This window comes from Streptomyces lichenis (genome assembly GCF_023218175.1).
In the GTDB taxonomy this organism is placed as follows: Bacteria; Actinomycetota; Actinomycetes; order Streptomycetales; family Streptomycetaceae; genus Streptomyces; species Streptomyces lichenis.
The window spans coordinates 309156-328777 of record NZ_JALPTH010000001.1 but is presented as its reverse complement, the minus strand read 5'-3'; the positions used below and the strand labels follow the sequence as shown (position 1 = coordinate 328777).

Below are 19622 nucleotides of genomic sequence, written 5' to 3'. Positions count from 1 at the left end.
GAAGCGGAGCGAGCCGCTCCGTAAGGTGGGGGCCGTCATCGCCCGCCACCGTCCTCACCCGCCGCCGTCCGAGGAGCGCGCCTCCCGCACCCGCAGTGAAACGGACCGCCACCGTGCCCGACATCCCCGAACCCCGGTCCTGGCGCATCGCGCTGCCGCACACCGCGGCCGCGGTGCCGATGGCCCGCGCCCTGGTGCGTACGGCGCTCACGGAGCTGGACGGGTCGGCGGACAGCCAAACCGCGGAGCTGCTCACCGCCGAGCTGGTGGCCAACGCGGTGGAGCACACCGTCGGGACCGCACCGATCGAGCTGGTGGTGGAGGTGCTGCCGGCCGGCTGCCAGGTCGAGGTGCACGACCCGGACCCGACCCCGCCGGGCGACCTGTGCCCGAACCACGACATCCCGCCCGACCCCTGGCTGGAGCACGGGCGCGGGCTGCTGCTGATCCGCACCCTCAGCTCCGCCTGCGGCCACCGCCGTACCGAGCAGGGCAAGGCGGTCTGGTTCACGCTCCCGGCCCGCCCCGCCCCCTGACCCGGTCGCCCCGACCCCCGGCCAGCCGCGAGTGGCGACGGCCGTAGAGCACGTACACCACCGCGCCGACCACCAGGAAGACCGCGAACTGCGCCCAGGTGCGCCCGCCGGTGCCCCACATCAGATAGAGGCAGAGCAGCACCCCGAGCGCGGGGACGAACGGGAAGAGCGGGGCGCGGAAGCCCGCCTCCAGCCGCGGGTAGCGGCGGCGCAGCGCGATGACCGCCACGTTGACCACCGCCATCACCGCGAGGGTGCCGATGGTGGTGAGGTTGAGCACCACCTCCAGCGGGACCACCGCGGCCGGGATCGCGAAGACCACGGCGACGATCCAGGTGTTGGCGACCGGGGTGGCCGTCCTCGGGGAGACGCGCTCGAAGATCCGGGGCACCAGCCCGTCCCGGGACATCGACATCAGCACCCGGGTCTGCCCGTACAGCACGGCCAGCACCACCGAGGCGATGGCGACGACCGCGCCGAAGGCGATCACCCCGCCGCCGAACGAGGAGCCGGTGACCTCGTTGACGATCAGCGAGAGCGCGGCCGGCTGGTCGGCGACCGCGTCGGCGGAGAGCGCCCCGACCGCGGCGAGCGCGACCAGGCAGTACAGCACGGTGACCGCGCCGATGCAGATCAGCACGGCCAGCGGGACGTTGCGCCGGGGGTCGCGGACCTCCTCCCCGGCGGTGGTGACGGCGTCGAAGCCGATATACGAGAAGAAGGCGATGGAGGCGCCCGAGGTGATCCCGGCCACCCCGTGCGCGGCGAACGGGGCGAGGTTGCCCGCCTCGAAGGCGGTGAAGGCGATGGCGCAGAACAGCACCAGCACGGCGATCTTGACCACCGCCATCACCGCGGTGGCGCGGGCGCTCTCCCGTACCCCGCGCACCAGCAGCACCGCGGCGAGGCCGATGACCACGACGGCCGGGACGTTGACCACCCCGCCGTCCCCGGGCGGCGCGGACAGCGCCTCGGGCAGCCGGGCCCCGACCAGGCTCTCCAGCAGCTCGTTGAGGTACTGGCCCCAGCCCACGGCGACCGCGGAGACCGAGACGCCGTACTCCAGCAGCAGGCACCAGCCCACCAGGAAGGCGGTGGGCTCGCCGAGGGTGGCGTAGGCGAAGGAGTAGGAGCTGCCGGAGACCGGGATGGCGCTGCCCAGCTCGGCGAAGGCGAAGGCGGTGACCACACAGGTGGCCGCGGCCAGCAGGAAGGAGACCACGACCGCCGGGCCGGCCTCGGCGACGCTGTCGGACAGCCCGACGAAGATGCCGGTGCCGACGATCGCGCCGACCCCGAAGCAGACCAGCTGGAACAGGCCCATGGTGCGCCGCAGCCCATGGCCCTCCAGGTCCCCGCCGGATTCGGCGACCAGCTGCTCGGGGCTCTTGACGCGCGATCCGCGCGATCCCCCCGCGGTTCTGCCGGCAGGCTGTCCGGCGGGGTCTCCGGTGGGGCTGGGGCGCATGCCGTCTCCCTGGGCGGTGCACGGGCGGGTGGCACCTGAGCCTGCGGGTCCCGCCCCCATCGGGCGGTTCGACACGGCCACCGCCCCGCGCGTTCCCCCCGTCGGCGCAACCGCCGGCGGTGCGCTACGCGGTGGGGCCCGCGAGCGTGGCGACCAGCACCGCCTTGATGGTGTGCATCCGGTTCTCCGCCTGGTCGAAGACGACCGAGTACGGGGACTCGAACACCTCGTCGGTGACCTCCAGCGAGCTCAGCCCGCAACGCTCGTGGATCTCCCGGGCCACCGAGGTGCCCAGGTCGTGGAAGGCGGGCAGGCAGTGCAGGAAGCGGACGTCCGGGTTCCCGGTGGCCCGGAGCACGTCCATGGTCACCGCGTACGGCGTGAGCGCGGCGATCCGCTCGTCCCACACCTCGGCCGGCTCCCCCATGGAGACCCAGACATCGGTGGCGACGAAGTCCGCACCGCGCACCCCCTCGGCCACGTCGTCGGTGAGGGTGAGGACCGCGCCGCTGGCCTTCGCCAGCTCCCGCGCGGTGTCCACGACCTCCTTGGCCGGCCAGTAGTCCCGGGGCGCGGTGATCCGCACGTCCAGGCCGAGCAGGGCGCCGGTGACCAGGTAGGAGTTGCCCATGTTGTAGCGGCCGTCGCCGAGGTAGGCGAGGGTGGTCGCGTCCAGCGGCTTGCCGCCGTGCTCGGCCATGGTGAGCAGGTCGGCCAGCATCTGGGTGGGGTGCCAGGAGTTCGTCAGCCCGTTGTAGACCGGGACCCCGGCGTGCGCGGCCAGCTCCTCCACGGTCTCCTGGGCGTCGCCGCGGAACTCGATGGCGTCGTAGAGCCGGCCCAGCACCCGGGCAGTGTCCCGGGCCGACTCCTTCCGGCCGATGTGCGAGGAGGCCGGGTCGATGTAGGTCGTGGACGCGCCCTGGTCGGCGGCGGCGACCTCGAAGGAGCAGCGCGTCCGGGTGGAGGCCTTCTCGAAGATCAGGGCGATGTTCCGGCCCCGCAGCCGCCGGACCTCACGACCCGCCTTCTTCGCCGCCTTCAGCTCGGCCGCCAGCGCGAGCAGCGCGTGGAACTCCTCGGCGGTGAAGTCCAGCTCCTTGAGGAAGTGGCGGCCGGTGAGGTCGGTGGCCATGGGGCGCTCCTATGGTGCGGGGACGGAGCCCATCGATGAACGGGGCGGAGAACGGGCGGACGGACGGCAACGGCGGCGGGCGGCTGGGCCCGCCTCCTGGAATCCTATACAAATCAAAGCATGCTTATGCGAACCCGGGGTCGGGGTCGCGCTGCACCGGGCAGCTCATACAGCGCGGACCCCCGCGCCCCCGCCCCAGTTCACTGCCCGGGATCTCGATCACCTCGATGCCCTCCTTGCGCAGATGGGTGTTGGTGGTGACGTTGCGCTCGTAGGCGACCACCACCCCCGGCTCCACCGCCAGCACGTTGCAGCCGTCGTCCCACTGCTCCCGCTCGGCGGCGTGCACGTCCTGGGTGGCGGTGAGCACCCGGATCGCCGGCAGCCCCAGGGCCGCCGCGATGGCGCTGTGCATGTGCTGCGGCGGATGGTCGGTGACCTTCAGCGCCCGGTCGCCGTCGCCCGGCTCGATGGTGTACGAGCGGAGCATGCCGAGGCCCGCGTACTGGGTGAAGGTGTCGTGGGCCACCATGGTCATCACCGTGTCCAGGTGCATGAAGGCCCGGCTCTTGGGCAGGTCCAGCGCCACGATGGTGCGGGCCGAACCGGCCGCGAACAGCCCCCGGGCCAGCATCTCCACCGCCTGCGGGGTGGTCCGCTCGCTCATCCCGATGAGCACCGCGCCGTTCCCGATGACCAGCACGTCCCCGCCCTCGATGGTGGAGGGGAAGTCGTCCTGCCCCTCCGACCAGTGGTGGAACGCGCCGGCCTCGGGCCCGGTGAACAGCGGGTGGTGCTTGTAGATGGCCTCGAAGTGCACGGTCTCCCGCTGCCGGGCGGGCCAGCGCATCGCGTTGATAGACACCCCGTCGTAGATCCAGGCCGAGGTGTCCCGGGTGAAGAGGTGGTTCGGCAGCGGCCGCAAGAGGAAGTCGTCCAGGTCCATCACATGGAAGCGGACCGACACCGGCTCGGTGTACCCGGCCAGGAACTCCCGCTTGGTCATCCCACCGACCAGGGCCTCGGCCAGCTCCCCGGTCTCCATGGCGTCGAAGACCTCCCTTATCGGGTCGGCCGCCAGCGGCCCGTACTCCTTCTCGTCGAAGACCCGGTCGAGCACCAGTTTGCGCGCCGCCGGCACCTCCAGCGCCTCCGCCAGCAGGTCCCCGAACAGATGCACCTCCACCCCGCGGTCGCGCAGCACGTCGGCGAAGCCGTCGTGCTCCTGGCGCGCCCGGCGGACCCAGAGCACGTCATCGAAGAGGAGCGCGTCCTTGTTGCGCGGTGTGAGCCGCTTCAGCTCCAGGTCGGGGCGGTGCAGGATGACGCGGCGGAGCCGCCCGGTCTCTGAGTCGACATGGAATCCCATGACTCCATCCTCACCGCGAGACCCCCGCGTTACCCGGCGAACCGCCCCCCAAATCCGTACGGACATCCGGAACCCGGCCGCCGGGTCCGTACACCCCCGCAAACGCAGGGGAGCGGGACCCGGCCGCCGGTCCCGTACCGGCGGCCGGTGTCGTACCGGCAGGCGGTTCCGCACCGGCGGCCCCGGGGGGTGTACCGGTGGCCCCGGGGGCGGTGTCACAGCCGGGGGTCGACCGGCTCCGACTCCAGGGCGAGGACGCCGAAGACCGCCTCGTGCACCCGCCAGAGCGGTTCGCCGTCGGCCAGCCGGGCCAGCGCCTCCAGCCCCAGGGCGTACTCGCGCAGCGCCAGGGAGCGCTTGTGGCCCAGGTGGCGGTCGCGCAGCCGCTCCAGGTTGTCCGGGCGGGTGTACTCCGGGCCGTAGATGATCCGCAGATACTCCCGGCCGCGCACCTTCACGCCCGGCTGGACCAGTCGGCCTCGGCCGTCCCGGGCCAGCGGCACCAGTGGCTTGACCACCATGCCCTCACCGCCCGCGCCGGTCAGCTCCAGCCACCAGTCGACCGCCGCGCGCACCGACTCCTCGTCGCCGGTGTCCACCACCAGCCGCCGGGTGGTCTGGATCAGCCCGGTCGGATCGTGCTCCACCAGCCGGTCCAGCCAGCCCAGTTGGACGTCGTGCGGTACGTCCGCCAGCGAGCGGCGGTGTCCGGCGAGGATCTGGAACGGTGCGAACCGCACCCCCTCCAGCCCCTCGGTGTCCCAGCAGTAGCGCCGGTACGCCTCGGTGAAGGCCCCCGCGTCCGCGGCCCGCTCACGCTGCCGCCCGAGCAGTCCGTCCACCTCCAGGCCGCGCCCGGCGGCCCGCTCCAGGGCGTCCAGCGCACCGGGGAACACCGCGCCCGAGGCGGCGCCGACCGCCGCGTACTGGCTGCGCAGCAGACCGGCGGCCTTCAGCGACCAGGGCATCAGCTCACCGTCGAACAGTAGCCAGTCGGTGTCCAGCTCCGCCCAGAGCCCGGCGGCCCCGACGGCCGCGCGCAGCCGCCCGAGCACCTCCTCGGTGAGCGCCGGATCGTCCAGGAACGGCCGGCCGGTACGGGTGGTCAGGGCGCCCGTCGGACCGTCCACCCCGAAGTGCTCGCGGGCCGCGTCGGCGTCCCGGCAGACCAGGGCGACGGCGCGGGAGCCCATGTGCTTCTCCTCGCACACCACCCGCGCCACGCCGTCCGCCCGGTACTGGGCCAGCGCCTCGGCCGGGTGCTCCAGATAGCCGTCCACCGTGGAGGTGGGCGTCGGGGCCATGGTCGGCGGCAGGTACGGCAGCAGCCGCGGGTCCACCGCGAACCGGCTCATCACCTCCAGCGCGGCCGCCGCGTTCTCCTCGCGCACCGCCACATTGCCGTGGTGGCGGGTCTCCACGGTGCGCCGGCCGTAGACGTCGGCCAGGTCCAGCGGACGGCCCTGGTGGCCGCCGGGCGCCTCGGTGGCGAGCGGCTTCACCGGCTCGTACCAGACCTTCTGCGCCGCGACGTCCACGGTCTCCCGTTCCGGCCAGCGCAGCGCGGTCAGCCGGCCGCCGAAGACGGCACCGGTGTCCAGGCAGATGGTGTTGTTGATCCAGGAGGTGGTGGGCACCGGGGTGTGGCCGTAGACCACGGTGGCCCGGCCCCGGTACTCCTCCGCCCAGGGGTAGCGCACCGGCAGGCCGAACTCGTCGGTCTCGCCGGTGGTGTCCCCGTACAGCGCGTGGCTGCGCACCCGGCCGGAGGTGCGGCCGTGGTACTTCTCCGGCAGCCCGGCGTGGCAGACCACCAGCTTGCCGCCGTCCAGGACGTAGTGGCTGACCAGCGAGTCGATGAAGGCGGCCACCTCGGCCCGGAACTCCGGGCTCTCCCCCTCCAGTTGGACGATGGTCTCGGCCAGCCCGTGGGTCTGCTGGACCTTCCTGCCGTTCAGCCAGCGTCCGAGCTTGTTCTCGTGGTTGCCGGGCACGCAGAGCGCGGTCCCGGCGGCGACCATGCCCATCACCCGGCGGAGCACCCCGGGGCTGTCCGGGCCGCGGTCGACCAGGTCGCCGACGAAGACGGCGGTACGCCCCTCGGGGTGCGCCCCGTCCACGTAGCCGAGCCTGCCGAGCAGGCTCTCCAACTCGGCGGAGCAGCCGTGCACATCGCCGATCACGTCGAACGGGCCGGTGAGGTGGCGCAGGTCGTTGTACCGCCGCTCCAGGACGATTTCCGCCGTCTCCACCTCGGCCGGGTCGCGCAGGACGTGCACCTTGCGGAAGCCCTCGCGCTCCAGTCCGCGCAGCGAGCGGCGCAGCTCGCCGCGGTGGCGCTGGATGACCCGGCGGGGCAGATGGGCCCGGTCGGCGCGGGCGGCGTTGCGCTCGGCGCAGACCTTCTCCGGCATGTCGAGCACGATGGCGACGGGCAGCACATCGTGTTCCCGGGCGATCTGCACCAGCTGGCGGCGGGCCTCCTGCTGGACGTTGGTGGCGTCCACCACGGTGAGCCGGCCGGCGGCGAGGCGCTTGCCGAGGATGTAGTGGAGCAGGTCGAAGGCGTCGCCGCTGGCCGACTGGTCGTTCTCGTCGTCGGCCACCAGGCCGCGGCAGAAGTCCGAGGAGACGATCTCGGTGGGCTTGAAGTGCCGCCGGGCGAAGGTGGACTTGCCGGAGCCGGTGGCGCCGATCAGCACCACCAGGGAGAGATCGGTGACCGGCAGCCGGCGGGGCCCGGCCACCCGGTCCGCGGCCGGGGCGCCGCTGCCGCTGGACGCGGTGTCCGGGATGTTGTCCGAGGTGGTCATGCCGCCGCTCCTTCCTGGGTGGCCTGGGTGGTGACTGTGCGGTCCTTATCGTTCGCCGCGGTGCCGTCGGCGCCGTCGGCACTGTCCGTGCCCCGGGTGAACACCGCCAGCTGGGTGGGCGGCCCGACCTCCGGGTCGTCCGGCCCGACCGGGCGGAAGCCGACCCGGTAGCCGTGCCGGGCGGCCACCCGCTCGGCCCACTCCCGGAACTCGGCCCGATTCCACTCGAAGCGGTGGTCGGAGTGGCGGACGTGCCCGGCGGGCAGCGTCTCCCACCGGACGTTGTACTCCACGTTCGGCGTGGTCACGATGACCGTGCCGGGGCGGGCGGAGCCGAAGACGGCGTACTCCAGCGCGGGCAGCCGCTCGGCGTCCAGGTGCTCGATCACCTCGCTGAGCACCGCCGCGTCCTGCCCGGTCAGCCGCTTGTCGGTGTACGTCAGTGAGCCCTGGAGCAGTCGCACACGGGCGGCCTGCCGCTCACCCATCCGGTCCAGCTTCAGCCTCCGGGCGGCGATGGTCAGCGCCCGTACCGACACATCGAGACCGGTGACGGTGGTGTACGAGGGGTCCTTCAGCAGCTCCTGCACCAACTGCCCCTGCCCGCAGCCGAGGTCCAGGACGCTACGGGCGCCCGACTCGCGCAGCACGGCCAGGATCGCCTCCCGGCGCCGGACCGCCAGCGGGACCGGCCGCTCCTCGGTGTCGGCGGTCTCGTCCACGGCGTTGTCCACGTCCTCGACCGCGAGGTCGTCGCTCTCGGCGAGCCGCACCAGCTCCAGTTGCTCCATGGCCTGCCGGGTCAGCCCCCAGCGGCGGGAGAGGTAGCGGCTGGTGATCAGCTTCTGCTCGGGGTGCGCGGCCAGCCAGCCGTCACCGGCCCGCAGCAGCTTGTCCACCTCGTCCGGCGCGACCCAGTAGTGCTTGGCGTCGTCCAGCACCGGGAGCAGGACATAGAGGTGGTTGAGGGCGTCGGCGAGCCGCAGCTCACCGTCGAGCACCAGGCGTACGTAACGCGAGTCGCCCCAGCCCGGGAACCGCTCGTCCAGCGCGATCGGCCGCACGTCGATCCCGGTCCAGCCGAGCGGCGCGAACAGGGCGCGCACCAGCTCGGCGCCACCGCGGGCGGGCAGTACGGGGATCTCCACCCGCAGTGGCAGCGGGGCCGAGGCCCGCTCGGGCCGGGCCTGGCACACCCCGCGCAGCGCGCTCTTGAACACGGTGCTCAGGGCGACGGCGAGGAGCGAGGAGGCCGCGTACGGGCGGTCGTTGACGTACTGGGCGAGTGCCGCGTCGGGCGCCCCGCCCCGGCCCTTGCCGCCCTTGGAGCGGCGGACCAGGGCGACCGGGTCGATCTCCAGCAGCAACGCCGCGGTGCACCGCTCGTCGGACGCCTCGGGATAGAAGACATGCGCCGTGCCGTGCGCGGTCGAGAAGGACTGCGCACGGCCGGGATGCTTGTGCAGCAGGAAGCCGAGGTCGGCGGCGGGGCGCTCAGGGGAACCGGTCGTACTGATCGTCAGGAACACACGTCCGAGTATCCCGCTTCGCCACCCCGCCCCACCAGCGGTTTTCCCTCTCGGGCCCGGGATGCCTCAGCCCAACTGGGACATGACCTCGGAGGAGATCAGCTCCAGGTGGTCCAGGTCGTGCAGATCGAGGGTCTGGAGGTAGACCCGGGAGGAGCCGGCCTCGGCGTACCGGCCGAGCTTGTCCACCACCTCGGCGGGCGAGCCGGCCAGCCCGTTGGCCTTCAGCTCCTCGGGCTCCCGGCCGATCGCGGCGGCCCGGCGGGCCACCTCGGCGTCGTCCTTGCCGACGCAGACCACCAGCGCGTTGGAGTACACCAGGTCGTCCGCGCCCCGCCCGGCCTCCACGGCCGCGGCCCGGACCCGGTCGAACTGGGTGCGGGTGTCCTCCAGCGAGGCGAACGGGATGTTGAACTCGTCGGCGTAGCGGGCGGCCAGCCGGGGGGTGCGGGTCGCCCCGTGCCCGCCGATCAGCACCGGGATCCTGGCCTGCGCGGGCTTGGGCAGCGCGGGTGAGTCGGTGAGCTGGTAGTGCTTGCCGTCATAGGAGAAGGTGCCGCCCGGCTCGGTGGCCCACAGCCCGGTGACGATGGCCAGCTGCTCTTCGAGGCGGCCGAACTTCTCCTTGGGGAAGGGGATGCCGTACGCCTTGTGCTCCTCCTCGAACCACCCGGCGCCCAGACCCAGTTCGACGCGTCCGCCGGACATCTGGTCCACCTGAGCCACCTGGATGGCGAGCACCCCGGGAAGCCGGAAGGTCCCGGCGGTCATCAGGGTGCCCAGCTTGATGCGGCTGGTCTCCCGGGCCAGCCCGGCGAGGGTGATCCAGGCGTCGGTCGGACCGGGCAGCCCGTCCGCCGAGCCCATGCTCAGATAGTGGTCGGAGCGGAAGAAGGCGTCGAAGCCCAGGTCCTCGGTGGCCTTGGCGACCGTGAGAAGGGTGTCATAACTGGCCCCCTGCTGGGGCTCGGTAAAGATGCGAAGATCCATGCCATCCATCCTGCACCGTCCCGCCTCCCCGAACCCAACATCACCGGTTCGGAGGCATCCCGGGCGGAGCCGCCGACCAGTCAGTCACCTTGGGGGCCCTCCCCCCCCACCCCCCACCCCTCCCCCTGCCCCCTCCCCCCTCACTCTCAGCCGGACGGCGGCGCCACGGGACGCCGGCCCGGCGGCGCCACAGGACGCCAGCCCGGCGGCGCCACAGGCCGTCAATCCGGCGGCGCCATAGGACGCCAGCCCGGGTCCGACGGGTCGGCCGCGGGCGTCAGCCCGGGGCCGCCGGGTCGGCCAGGTCGGACAGGCCCGAGAGGTCGGACAGGTCGGCCAGGCTGGACAGGTCCGCGCCGTCGGTCAGCTTGGACGCCTCCGGCAGGTCTCTGAGGTCCCGGGGCGCGCCGGTCTGGCCCGGGGGCCTGGTGCGTTCGCGGACGGCGAGGCGGTGCAGCATGGCGCGGACGCGGTCGCCGGCCTCGTCGGCGGCGTCGGTCGCCTCGACGCAGGCCCAGTACAGGCCCTCCTCGTCGGTGGCGCAGGCCACCGAGACCAGGGCTATGCCGGCCTCGGCGAGCAGGGCGGCCAACTGCCGCAACGCCACGGAGAGGTCGGCGACGCCCGAGAGCCGAGCGGCGCGTGGGCCGCCGGCGGCGCGCACCGCCGGGTGGTCGGGCGGCTGGCCGCCCCGCCCGGCCGTCTCGGCGAGGGCGCGCGCCTCGCCCCGGAGCTCGCGCGGGCCGGTGTGGGCCAGGTGGTCGCCTATCGCCTGGGCGAGACACTGCGCCTGCCAGGCCTCCGCCACGATGTCCTCCGCCGCCCGGCTGGCCGCCAGCGCCCGCCGCACCGACTCGATGAGCCGCTCCGCGTCCATACGCCGCCCCCGTTCGTACGACTACCTGCCCAACCTGTTCACTACCCAGCGTGAGGGGAAACTGACCCAAATGCCAGAGGAATTCGGAAATCTGTGGACAGGAAGCTCAGAGGGGATAAGTGGATCACTCCGTAGAGTGACGATCCGTCGATTCGGAGGCGGGGGCGGCGACTTGGTCGGCCCGGGATGCCGGGTCGGCGGCGGCAGGGGTGGCGCGGGCGGTGCGCCCGGGCGGGCGGCCGACCGGGAAGCGGAGCTCGTTGCGGTCGATCTTCGCCGAGAGCGCGGCCAGCGGGTCCACCCCGAGCCGGGCGCTGAACTGGAGCAGATAGGCGAGGACGTCGGCGACCTCGTCGTTGACCCGGTGCGCGGTCTCCGGGTCGGCCATCACCCGGTCGGCCTCCTCCGGGGTCATCCACTGGAAGATCTCCAGCAGTTCGGCCGCCTCGACGCTGAGCGCGGCGGCGAGGTTCTTGGGTGTGTGGTACGGCCCCCACTGGCGGGCGGCGGCGAACTCCACCAGCCTGCGCTGGAGGTCGGGGAGGGCGGGGGCGTCGGGGAGGGCCGGGACGTCGGGGAGGTCGGGTGCGGTCATCGGGGGGTTCTCCGGTTCTGGCGCGGCTCAGGCCTGGGTCATGGTGGCCGCGGCGGCGCCCTCAACCTCGGTGCCGGCCGGGGCGAGCAGGAAGACGTTGCGGTCCACCCGGTGCATCCCGCTGCCCAGCCCGAAGACGACGCCGCTGCTGAAGTCGAGGACGCGCTTGGCCACCTCGGTGTCGGCGTTGGTCAGGTCCAGCAGCACCGGGATCCGCGCGATCAGGTGTTCGGCCACATCGCGGGCGTCCGCGAAGATCTGCACCCGCAGCACGATCATGCGGCGCTGCTCGGCCTCCTCGTAGTCCTGGGGGACGGTCTCGTGGTCCACCCGGGACGGCCACTCGTTGCGCCCCCGCAACGGCACGACCTGGGCCAGGCCCTCCCACTGCTCGTCGGTGACGTCGTACCTCTCGTACCTACTCATGCGCCTATCCTCGCCCGGCTCACCCGTTCGGCCCAACTGCGACACGGCCGGGCTCAGGTCCGAGGGGGTGTGACTCCGGTCGGCGGGTGGTGGCGCCCGTCCCGCCGCGCGCTCCATTGACAGTCCGAAACCGCCCGGTTACTTTCGGCCCAGGCCGAAACTGTCCAACACTGAACGGCAATGTCCACAGCTGTCCGACACTGAGCGGCAATGTCCGGCCCCGGCGCCGTCCGGGTGCTGTACAGGCCTTCCGGAGGCCCCATGAAGCCCCCCACGACGTCCGGATCCTCGCGCGCCGCCGTCCCTCTGCTGCTGCTCTGCCTCGCCGTGCTCGCGGCGGCCGGCTGCGGCGGGGGCGCCGCCGGCTCCGGCGGCAACGGAGTCACCGTCTGGATGTATCCGGTGATCATGGACCCGAAGGCCAACGCGGCCTACTGGGACGGGGTGGAGAAGGGCTTCGAGCGCGCCCACCCCGGCACCGACCTGCGGATCGAGCAGCAGCCCTGGGTGAACCGGGACCAGAAGCTGGCCACCGCGCTCGGCGGCGGCAAGGGCCCCGATGTGGTGCTGCTCGGCCCGGACCAGATCCCCCAGTACCAGGCGAACGGCGTGCTGCGGCCGGTGGACCGGGCGTTGGGCAAGGCCCGCGCCGCCTTCCGCCCCACCGCGCTGGCGGCCATGACCCAGGACGGCGAGCTCTACGCGGCGCCGATCTACCACACCGTCACCAGCACCCTCTACAACCGCCGGCTGCTGGCCAAGGCCGGGATAAAGGAACCTCCGGCGACCTGGGCGGCGCTCAAGGCGGCCGCGCCCAGGCTGAAGCGGGCGGGGGTCGCCACCCTCGACTACTCGGCGAGCGGCGAGGCCTCACTGAACATGAGCTTCTATCCGCTGCTGTGGCAGGCGGGCGGGCGGGTCTTCGACGAAAGCGGCAAGAAGACCGCGTTCGGCGGGCCCGAGGGCGTCGAGGCGCTGACCTTCCTGGTGCGGCTCTACCGGGAGGGCGCCGTCCCGCGGTCCGCGCTGACCAACGCCAACCTCTTCACCGACCAGGCCCTCGGCCGGCAGCAGGTCGCCATGGGGTACACCAACACCCCCGCCGACGCCGCCCTCGCCGCGCAGGCCTGGGGCAAGGGCAATGTGATCGTCGGTCCCGCGCTGGCCGGGCCGCGCAAGCGGGTCGGCTTCGGCATGCCGGGCGGCCTGGGTATCAACGCCGCCAGCCGCAACACCGCGGGCGCCGAGAAGTTCGTCGCCTATATGATGGCGCCCGCCCAGATCGCCTCGCTCGGCCGGGCGGGCGGCTTCTTCTCGCCGCGCACCGATGTCACCGTGCCCGGCACCGGCGCCCACGCCAAGGAGTACGAGGCGGCGCTCGCGTACGCCTTCCCCGGCGAGCCGCACCGGGCGGCCCGTCAGGTGCAGGCGCTGCTGGCGCCGGAGATCCAGGCCGCGCTGACCGGTGAGAAGTCGCCCCGCGAGGCCCTGGCGGCGGCCGCCGAGGCGGGCGACGCACTGCTGGCGCGGCAGCGTTGAGCCGCGTCGAGTCCCGGGAGACGCCCCCGGAGGAGGAGCCCGAGGCCCGCGGCCCGGCCGACCACCAGGGCCCCGGCCCCGGGGGTGCCGACAGCCCGGCGTCGCCGGTCGCGGTCGCCGCACCGCCCGGCGACCGCACCATCCCGCCGGTCACCGTCCCCGCCCCACCGGTCGCCACCACTGCCCCGGCACCCCCGCCGGCCGGGCGCTCGCGGTGGGGGCGGATGTCCGCGGCGCGGCGGCGGGAGGCGCTGGCCGGGTTGGCGTTCGTGGCGCCGATGCTGGTCCTCTTCCTGGTGTTCCGGATCGGCCCGACCCTGGGCGCCGTCTTCCTCTCCCTCACCGACTACCGGCTCAACGGCGACTGGACGTTCATCGGCGCCGGGAACTACGCCCGGCTGCTGGACGACCGGCTGTTCTGGGAGGCCTTCGGCGTCACCGCCCTCTACACCGTGCTCTATGTACCGATGACGGTGGTCCTCGCGCTGGGCACCGCGGTGCTGCTGCACCGCACGCTCTGGCTGCGCGGCTTCTTCCGGGGGCTGTTCTTCCTGCCGTATGTCACCAGCATCGTGCTGGCCGCGGTGATCTGGAAGTGGATCTACGAGGTGGAGGACGGGCTGCTGAACTCGGTGCTCGGCGGGCTGGGGCTCGGGCCGGTGGACTTCCTCGGCAGCGAGTCGCTGGTGCTGCCGTCGATCGCGGCCGCCTCCGCGTGGAAGGGGTTCGGCTACTCGATGCTGATCCTGCTGGCCGGGCTCCAGTCGGTGCCCAGGGAGGTGACCGAGGCGGCCGTCATCGACGGGGCGAACGGCTGGCAGCGGTTCCGCTGGGTGACCCTGCCGCTGCTGCGGCCGGTGCTCTTCTTCGTGCTGGTCATCGAGGCGATCGGGGCGTTCCAGGTCTTCGACGCGATGTATGTGATGACCGCGGGCGGCCCGGTGCGGGCCAGCTACTCCCTGGTCTACTTCCTCTACGACTCGGGCTTCAAGTTCTTCGACTTCGGCTACGCCTGCGCGGTGGGCCTGGTGCTCTTCCTGGTGGTGCTGGTCTTCTCGCTGATCCAGCGCCGGCTGGTCGGCAGGGAGGTGGACTGATGGCGCGGCTGCGTCTGCCGGTGCTGCTGGTCCTGGTGGCGCTGGTCACCGTGACCCCGTTCGCGGTGATGGTGCTGGTGGCCTTCGCCCCGCCGGGCGGCCGTACGCTGCCGGGCGCGCTGGACGTCACCCGGGCCACCTGGCAGAACTTCACCGATGTGCTGGGCGGCGCGGACGTGCTGCGCTGGGCGCTGAACTCGCTGCTGTACTCGCTGGTGTCGGTGGTGCTGATCCTGCTGTTCGCCTCGATGGCGGGGTACGCCTTCGCCAAGAAGCGGTTCCCGGGGCGGGAGGCGCTGTTCTGGGCGTTCCTGGCGACCCTGATGGTGCCGTTCCAGGCCACCCTCATCCCGTACTACCTGCTGGTGGCCGGGATGGGCGGGGTGGACACCTACTGGGGGCTGATCGTGCCGACCCTGGCCAACTCCCAGGCGGTCTTCCTGATGCGGCAGTTCATCGTGCAGCTGCCCGACGAGCTGTTCGAGGCGGCCCGGATGGACGGCGCCTCGGAGTGGCGGGTGTACACCACGGTGGTGCTGCCGCTGATCCGGCCGGTGCTGGCGACGCTGGGCGTCTTCGTCTTCCTCTGGCACTGGAACGACTTCCTGTGGCCGCTGGTCATCGGCCAGTCCGAGGCGATGCGCACCCTCACCGTGGGGCTGGCCACCCTGGAGGGGGAGAACGTGACGATCAACCAGGTCATGGCCGGTGCGACCATCACGGTCATCCCCTGTCTGCTGGTCTTCGGGCTGCTCCAGCGGTATCTCACCGACTCCATCGCCACCAGTGGGATGAAGGCCTGACCGGGATGAAGGCCTGACCGGGATGGGGACCTGACCGGGATGAGGGCCTGAACCGGCCTGGTCAAGGCTGGTCAGCCGGTCCTGGCAGTTCGCCGCACCGGCGAGGCCGCGTATCTCTCACCGATCGCCCGCAGTGGTGTCTCCGAGCGGGCGGACGCCGGGATCACGCATAGATGACGCCTTCAGCTTGTCAGGGCGCCGAAGGCCTCGATGGCGCGCAGGGCGTCGGCCTGGGGCATCCCGGGCGGCTGGATGCGCAGGATGACGCCGTCGGCGCCCAGGGCCTCGTAGCGGGCGAGCCGTTCGGCGCACTCGGCGGTGGAGCCGATGACCGAGCGGGCGGCGATGTCCTCCCAGGGCTGGGCGTAGCGGGCGGCGTCGGCGGAGGTGCGCTTCCAGTCGCCGTAGGCGTCGTAGAGCGCGCGCAGGGGGTCCTCCAGGGCGGTACGGGCGGCCTGGGAGGTGGCGGCGGCGTAGCCCTCGCGGCAGACGATGACCTCGGAGCCGAGCGAGCGCGGTCCGCGCGGGGCGGCCCGGTAGGCGGCGACCTTCTTGGGCAGCTCCTCGTCGGTCTCGTTGAACGAGGTGGTCCAGCCGTCGCAGAGCCAGGCGGTGCGCTCCAGGGCGGCGGGCACCCGGCCGCCGTTCCAGATCCGGGGGCGGGGGGCCTGCACGGGGCGCGGGGAGAGGAAGGCGCCGTCCAGGTGGTGGCGGCGGCCGTGGTGGGTGACCTCGTCTTCGGTCCAGAGCCGGTGCAGCAGTTCGAGGCACTCCTCGAAGCGGCTGACGCGCTCCTCCGGGCGGGCGCCGTAGAGGGTGAACTCCTCGGGGCGGTAGCCGAGGACGAACCCGGCGGTGAGCCGGCCGCCGGAGAGCACGTCCACATGGGCGAGCGTCTCGGCGAGGTGCACGGGGTGGTGGACCGGGGCGATCAGCCCGGCGGTGGCCAGCCCGATCCGCTCGGTGTGCGCGGCGAGGTACGCCAGGGTGGTGACGGCCTCGTGGTAGCCGGGCCGGTGCAGATGGCGTTCGCCGAGGACGGCCCAGCTGAAGCCGGCCTGTTCGGCGAGGCGGACCTGTTCGACGGCGTCGGCGAGGCGGGGGCGGTCGGCGGGGTCCGCGTAGAGGTTGACGTAGAGGCCGAGGCGCATGGGCGCGGTCCCTTCCAGGGGCGGCGGTCTCGCGGGGCGGGGCGGCTTCGGTTACGGTCCGGACCGTAACGGTAGCGCGGCGGCCTCGGCCGTGGGCGGCGCGACAGACGGGAGACCGCCGATGACCTCTGTGATGGACTCGGACACGGACGAGGGGCGCCCCGGGGCCCGCGAGGGGGCTGCCGGGTCGGTCGAAGGGCGGTTGCGGGGGGCGCTGCTGGCGGCGGTGGCGACGCCGATGGACGAGGGCGGGGTGGTGGCGTACGGGGCGTTGCGCGACTACGCCGAACGGATGGCGGCCGCCCCGGTGGGCGGGGTGGCGGTGTGGGCGCACACCGGGCGCGGGCTGTATCTGCCGGCCGAGGACCGGCGGCGGGTGCTGGCGGTGTGGCGGGAGGCGGTGGCCGGGCCGCTGGTGGCGGGGGTGGGGGTGCCGCGCGGTGAGGAGGCCGTAGGGGTGGACGGGGCGGGGGCGGTGGCGGCGACCGTGGAGATGGCGGTGCGGGCGGCGGACGGCGGGGCGGACGCGGTGATGGTGTACCCCGTCGCGGAGTTCGCCGGGGACGAGGACGCGGCGGTGGCGCTGCACGAGCGGGTGGCGGCCGAGAGCGGGCTGCCGGTGGTGGGCTTCCTGCTGCACGGCGAGGCGGGCGGTTATCCGTATCCGCCGGGGCTGGTGGAGCGGCTGACCGGGCTTGCGGGGACGGTGGGGGTGAAGCTGGCGACCCTGGATCGGGCGATGGCCTGCCAGGACGCGATCGCGGCGGCGCGGCGGAGCGGGGCGCTGGCGATCACCGGTGAGGACCGGATGTTCGGCCCCTCGCTGATGTGGGGCGCGGACAGCGCGCTGGTGGGGATCGCGGCGGCCCGGGTGGGGCTGACGGCGGCGGTGCTGGACGCCTGGCGGGCCGGGGACATGGCGCGGTTCGTGCGGGCCTCGGGGCGGCTGGACCGGTTCGCCCGGGTGACGTTCACCGCGCCGATGGAGGGCTATGTGCGGCGGATGCTGTGGGCGGCGGTGTGGGAGGGGCTGATCCCCGCGGAGGCGGCGCACGACCCGTACGGGCCGCCGCCCGCGCCCGGGGAGCGGGCGGCGGTGGTGGAGTGCCTGGAGGAGCTGGCCCGGGAGGAGGACTGACGGCCCCTCCCGGGGGCGTACGACGGTGGGTCAGTTGGCCAGCAGGCCCTTGAGCACGGCCTCGTACTGGGAGCTGGTGGAGGACGGGGAGCCGGAGGGGCAGAGCGGGTCCAGGCGGAGCCGGGCCAGGTCGCGGGTGGCGACGCCCCAGGCGTACCAGGTGGACCGCTCCCAGGCGAGCTGCGGCGGGTTGTACCAGCCGTCGTCCAGTCCGCCGAGGACGAGTTGGGCCTCGGTCAGGTCGGGGCCGAGCCGGTAGACGTCGCCGCTGAAGACGGAGGCGTACACCTGGCCGAACTGGACGCTGAGCTCCCCGTAGCTGGGCAGGGTGCCGGTGGCGGTGACGGCGCGGGTGTCCAGGTCCATGGCGAACCAGGTGCCGGACTGCCGCTTGCAGATGCCGTAGAGCACGCCGTCCAGCACCTCGATGTGCTGGAGGCTGGCGTTCCCGGCGAGCGGGGCGGTCTCCCAGAGCACGGTGCCCCGGCGCAGGTCGAAGGCGGCGATCGAGGCGGCGGTGCGGGTGGGCGGGACGCTGCCGCCGCCCCAGGTGTCACCGGCCAGATAGGCGATCCGGCGGCCCGGGCGGTCGTCCAGCGCCACCGACATCACACTCTGGTCGGGGATGACGTCCCGGTACACGGTGATCCGGCCCCGGGAGCGCTCCAGCAGGGTCAGTGCCCCCTTGAGGCCGCCGGCGGGCGGGGCGCTGGAGATGAGCAGCAGATCGTCGTCGGAGCGGTAGGCCATGTCGGTGGGGCGCTGCTGGCCGTTGTCGATGAAGCCGAGCGAGCGGACCCGTTCGCGGCCCGCGTCGATCTCCAGCAGTTCGGTGCTCGGGTACATCGCCGCGTACACCCGGCCGCCGATCACCCGGATCTGCTTGGGCTCACCGGGGATGCGGATGCGGTTGGAGGTGCCGCGGGCGGGGCGGTGGGTGGTGAGCGAGTAGTGGCCGCCGACGTGCACGGTGCCGCCCTGCTGGAAGGCGATGGACTGCACCGGGTCGGGCCCGGAGAGCCCGATGTCGATGAGCTCGACCACCTGGGCGGCGCCGGTGCTCCGGTCCAGCCACCAGAGCCGGCCGCTGCCCACCGCGCCCAGCATGGTGTTCCCGGACAGCGGGATCAGCGCCCGGTGCTCGTCGCCGGTGGCGGGGGCGGCGACGGTGGTGAAGGTGTCGCCGTCGCGGCGGTAGACCGTGCCGGTGGGGCGGCCGACGATGTAGACGGTGCCATCGGCGGTGACCGCGAGGGCGTCGGCGATCCGCTCGCCGGCCGGGATGGTCAGCACCTTCGCCGTACCGCCGTCGGGGTCCAGGTCGAGCAGGGAGCGGCCGAACAGGCCGTACACCCGGCCGCCGTGCGCGGTCAGGGCGGCGGCGCCGCCGTACGGCTCGGGGGTGAGGTTGCGCTTGGCGCCGGTGACCCGGTCGTACGCGATCAGATACCCCTGCGGCAGGGTGCCCGCGTAGACGTACCGGTCGTCGGCGGCGATGGCCCGGACATAGCCTTCACCGGCGAACGCGGGCCCCAGGTTGCGGAGCCTGCCGGTGTCCGGCTTGTACTCCCAGACCTCGCCGCGCGGGCTGGTGCCGGCGTAGACGGTGCCGTCGGGGGCGGTGGTCAGGCACCAGACGAAGCCGCCGGCCGGGCCGACGGTGGCGATCCGGGTGGTGGTGCCGGTGGCCGGGTCGACGCGGTGGATGTCGGGGTAGGGGTAGGTGCCCACGTACACCTGGCCGCCGGAGACGGTGGCCGCCCAGCCGCCGTCGCCCCGGTCCAGCCGGAAGGTCCGCGTCAGCTTGCGGGTGGTCAGGTCGATCTCGCCGACCAGGGTGGGGGTCTGGCCTCGGGCCACCACATAGGCGTGGTTCCCGAGCACGGTGACCCCGACGATGGCGGCGGTGAGGGAGGCGGTGCCGTAGGTGGTCACGGGTGCTCCGGTGCAGGCGTGCGCGGCGGCCCCTCCGGCCGGGGAGGAGGCGGAGGCGGGGCCGCCGGCCCCCCGGGGCGTCGGTGGTGGTGTCGCCCTGGCCGCCGGGGCGGTGGCCGCCACGGCCGCCAGGCCCAGCCCGGCGCCGGCGTTGAGCAGTCGCCTGCGTTCCATGTGTCGTCCCTCTCCAGTGGGTTGCGGGGCGGGCCTGTGTGAGACGG

Annotated in this window: 16 protein-coding genes; 5 read left to right on the top strand and 11 right to left on the bottom strand. The window is 73.3% G+C overall.

The window, feature by feature from the left end; genetic code table 11:
* The first annotated feature begins 113 nt into the window (after positions 1–113).
* Positions 114–536 carry an ATP-binding protein gene (locus M1O15_RS01315; protein WP_248631261.1) on the top strand — a complete coding sequence of 141 codons (423 nt, stop codon included), beginning with the start codon at positions 114–116 and terminating at the stop codon, positions 534–536.
* Here the strand turns inward: M1O15_RS01315 and M1O15_RS01310 are convergent.
* From M1O15_RS01310 to M1O15_RS01270, 9 genes are all read right to left on the bottom strand, one after another.
* Entirely contained in the window at positions 508–2004 is a 1497-nt protein-coding gene (locus tag M1O15_RS01310) for an amino acid permease (RefSeq protein WP_248631260.1), read from the bottom strand. The two genes, M1O15_RS01315 and M1O15_RS01310, sit on opposite strands and share 29 nt — an antisense overlap.
* Before the next feature lie 124 nt (positions 2005–2128).
* On the bottom strand, positions 2129–3139 hold the full coding sequence (gene argF, locus M1O15_RS01305) for an ornithine carbamoyltransferase (RefSeq protein WP_248631259.1): 1011 nt from the start codon (positions 3137–3139) through the stop codon (positions 2129–2131).
* Between the two features lie 124 nt (positions 3140–3263).
* On the bottom strand, positions 3264–4508 hold the full coding sequence (locus M1O15_RS01300; protein WP_248631258.1) for an arginine deiminase: 1245 nt from the start codon (positions 4506–4508) through the stop codon (positions 3264–3266).
* Positions 4509–4723: 215 nt separating this feature from the next.
* Positions 4724–7321, bottom strand: a complete 2598-nt coding sequence (locus M1O15_RS01295) for a polynucleotide kinase-phosphatase (protein WP_248631257.1) — start codon at positions 7319–7321, stop codon at positions 4724–4726.
* Positions 7318–8850, bottom strand: a complete 1533-nt coding sequence (locus M1O15_RS01290) for a 3' terminal RNA ribose 2'-O-methyltransferase Hen1 (RefSeq protein ID WP_248631256.1) — start codon at positions 8848–8850, stop codon at positions 7318–7320. Before M1O15_RS01290 ends, M1O15_RS01295 begins: the two co-directional genes overlap by 4 nt.
* 66 nt (positions 8851–8916) lie before the next feature.
* The gene (locus M1O15_RS01285; protein ID WP_248631255.1) at positions 8917–9840 is read right to left on the bottom strand and encodes an LLM class F420-dependent oxidoreductase; all 924 of its coding nucleotides are present in this window, start codon (positions 9838–9840) and stop codon (positions 8917–8919) included.
* Between the two features lie 277 nt (positions 9841–10117).
* Positions 10118–10717 carry a DUF6099 family protein gene (locus M1O15_RS01280; RefSeq protein ID WP_248631254.1) on the bottom strand — a complete coding sequence of 200 codons (600 nt, stop codon included), beginning with the start codon at positions 10715–10717 and terminating at the stop codon, positions 10118–10120.
* Between the two features lie 124 nt (positions 10718–10841).
* The gene (locus M1O15_RS01275; RefSeq protein WP_248631253.1) at positions 10842–11312 is read right to left on the bottom strand and encodes a nucleotide pyrophosphohydrolase; all 471 of its coding nucleotides are present in this window, start codon (positions 11310–11312) and stop codon (positions 10842–10844) included.
* Between the two features lie 27 nt (positions 11313–11339).
* Positions 11340–11738: a cell division protein SepF gene (locus M1O15_RS01270; RefSeq protein ID WP_248631252.1), complete on the bottom strand. Its 399-nt coding sequence runs from the start codon at positions 11736–11738 to the stop codon at positions 11340–11342.
* 261 nt (positions 11739–11999) lie between these two features.
* Here M1O15_RS01270 and M1O15_RS01265 point away from each other — a divergent pair, with 261 nt between their 5' ends.
* The 3 genes from M1O15_RS01265 to M1O15_RS01255 are packed head-to-tail and all read left to right on the top strand — an operon-like array spanning position 12000 to position 15177.
* Complete coding sequence (locus tag M1O15_RS01265; RefSeq protein ID WP_248631251.1) at positions 12000–13277, top strand: ABC transporter substrate-binding protein; 1278 nt, start codon at positions 12000–12002, stop codon at positions 13275–13277.
* Positions 13274–14374 (top strand): carbohydrate ABC transporter permease, encoded by a 1101-nt coding sequence (locus M1O15_RS01260; RefSeq protein ID WP_308282184.1) that lies wholly within the window; start codon positions 13274–13276, stop codon positions 14372–14374. Before M1O15_RS01265 ends, M1O15_RS01260 begins: the two co-directional genes overlap by 4 nt.
* Complete coding sequence (locus tag M1O15_RS01255; RefSeq protein ID WP_248631250.1) at positions 14374–15177, top strand: carbohydrate ABC transporter permease; 804 nt, start codon at positions 14374–14376, stop codon at positions 15175–15177. The genes M1O15_RS01260 and M1O15_RS01255 overlap by 1 nt, the downstream gene beginning before the upstream one ends.
* 182 nt (positions 15178–15359) lie before the next feature.
* Here M1O15_RS01255 and M1O15_RS01250 read toward each other — a convergent pair whose 3' ends face one another.
* On the bottom strand, positions 15360–16328 hold the full coding sequence (locus M1O15_RS01250; protein WP_248631249.1) for an LLM class flavin-dependent oxidoreductase: 969 nt from the start codon (positions 16326–16328) through the stop codon (positions 15360–15362).
* A 121-nt stretch (positions 16329–16449) separates the two neighbouring features.
* Here M1O15_RS01250 and M1O15_RS01245 point away from each other — a divergent pair, with 121 nt between their 5' ends.
* A complete protein-coding gene (locus M1O15_RS01245; protein WP_248631248.1) occupies positions 16450–17466 on the top strand; it encodes a dihydrodipicolinate synthase family protein in 1017 nt (338 codons plus the stop codon).
* Positions 17467–17496: 30 nt separating this feature from the next.
* Here M1O15_RS01245 and M1O15_RS01240 read toward each other — a convergent pair whose 3' ends face one another.
* Positions 17497–19575: a YncE family protein gene (locus M1O15_RS01240; RefSeq protein ID WP_248631247.1), complete on the bottom strand. Its 2079-nt coding sequence runs from the start codon at positions 19573–19575 to the stop codon at positions 17497–17499.
* Positions 19576–19622: the final 47 nt, after the last annotated feature.

Coding starts and splice junctions, on each gene's coding strand:
- M1O15_RS01310 (WP_248631260.1), bottom strand. CDS start 2,004: ATGCGCCCCAGCCCCACCGGAGACCCCGCCGGACAGCCTGCCGGCAGA.
- argF (WP_248631259.1), bottom strand. CDS start 3,139: ATGGCCACCGACCTCACCGGCCGCCACTTCCTCAAGGAGCTGGACTTC.
- M1O15_RS01300 (WP_248631258.1), bottom strand. CDS start 4,508: ATGGGATTCCATGTCGACTCAGAGACCGGGCGGCTCCGCCGCGTCATC.
- M1O15_RS01295 (WP_248631257.1), bottom strand. CDS start 7,321: ATGACCACCTCGGACAACATCCCGGACACCGCGTCCAGCGGCAGCGGC.
- M1O15_RS01285 (WP_248631255.1), bottom strand. CDS start 9,840: ATGGATCTTCGCATCTTTACCGAGCCCCAGCAGGGGGCCAGTTATGAC.
- M1O15_RS01280 (WP_248631254.1), bottom strand. CDS start 10,717: ATGGACGCGGAGCGGCTCATCGAGTCGGTGCGGCGGGCGCTGGCGGCC.
- M1O15_RS01275 (WP_248631253.1), bottom strand. CDS start 11,312: ATGACCGCACCCGACCTCCCCGACGTCCCGGCCCTCCCCGACGCCCCC.
- M1O15_RS01270 (WP_248631252.1), bottom strand. CDS start 11,738: ATGAGTAGGTACGAGAGGTACGACGTCACCGACGAGCAGTGGGAGGGC.
- M1O15_RS01265 (WP_248631251.1), top strand. CDS start 12,000: ATGAAGCCCCCCACGACGTCCGGATCCTCGCGCGCCGCCGTCCCTCTG.
- M1O15_RS01255 (WP_248631250.1), top strand. CDS start 14,374: ATGGCGCGGCTGCGTCTGCCGGTGCTGCTGGTCCTGGTGGCGCTGGTC.
- M1O15_RS01250 (WP_248631249.1), bottom strand. CDS start 16,328: ATGCGCCTCGGCCTCTACGTCAACCTCTACGCGGACCCCGCCGACCGC.
- M1O15_RS01245 (WP_248631248.1), top strand. CDS start 16,450: ATGACCTCTGTGATGGACTCGGACACGGACGAGGGGCGCCCCGGGGCC.
- M1O15_RS01240 (WP_248631247.1), bottom strand. CDS start 19,575: ATGGAACGCAGGCGACTGCTCAACGCCGGCGCCGGGCTGGGCCTGGCG.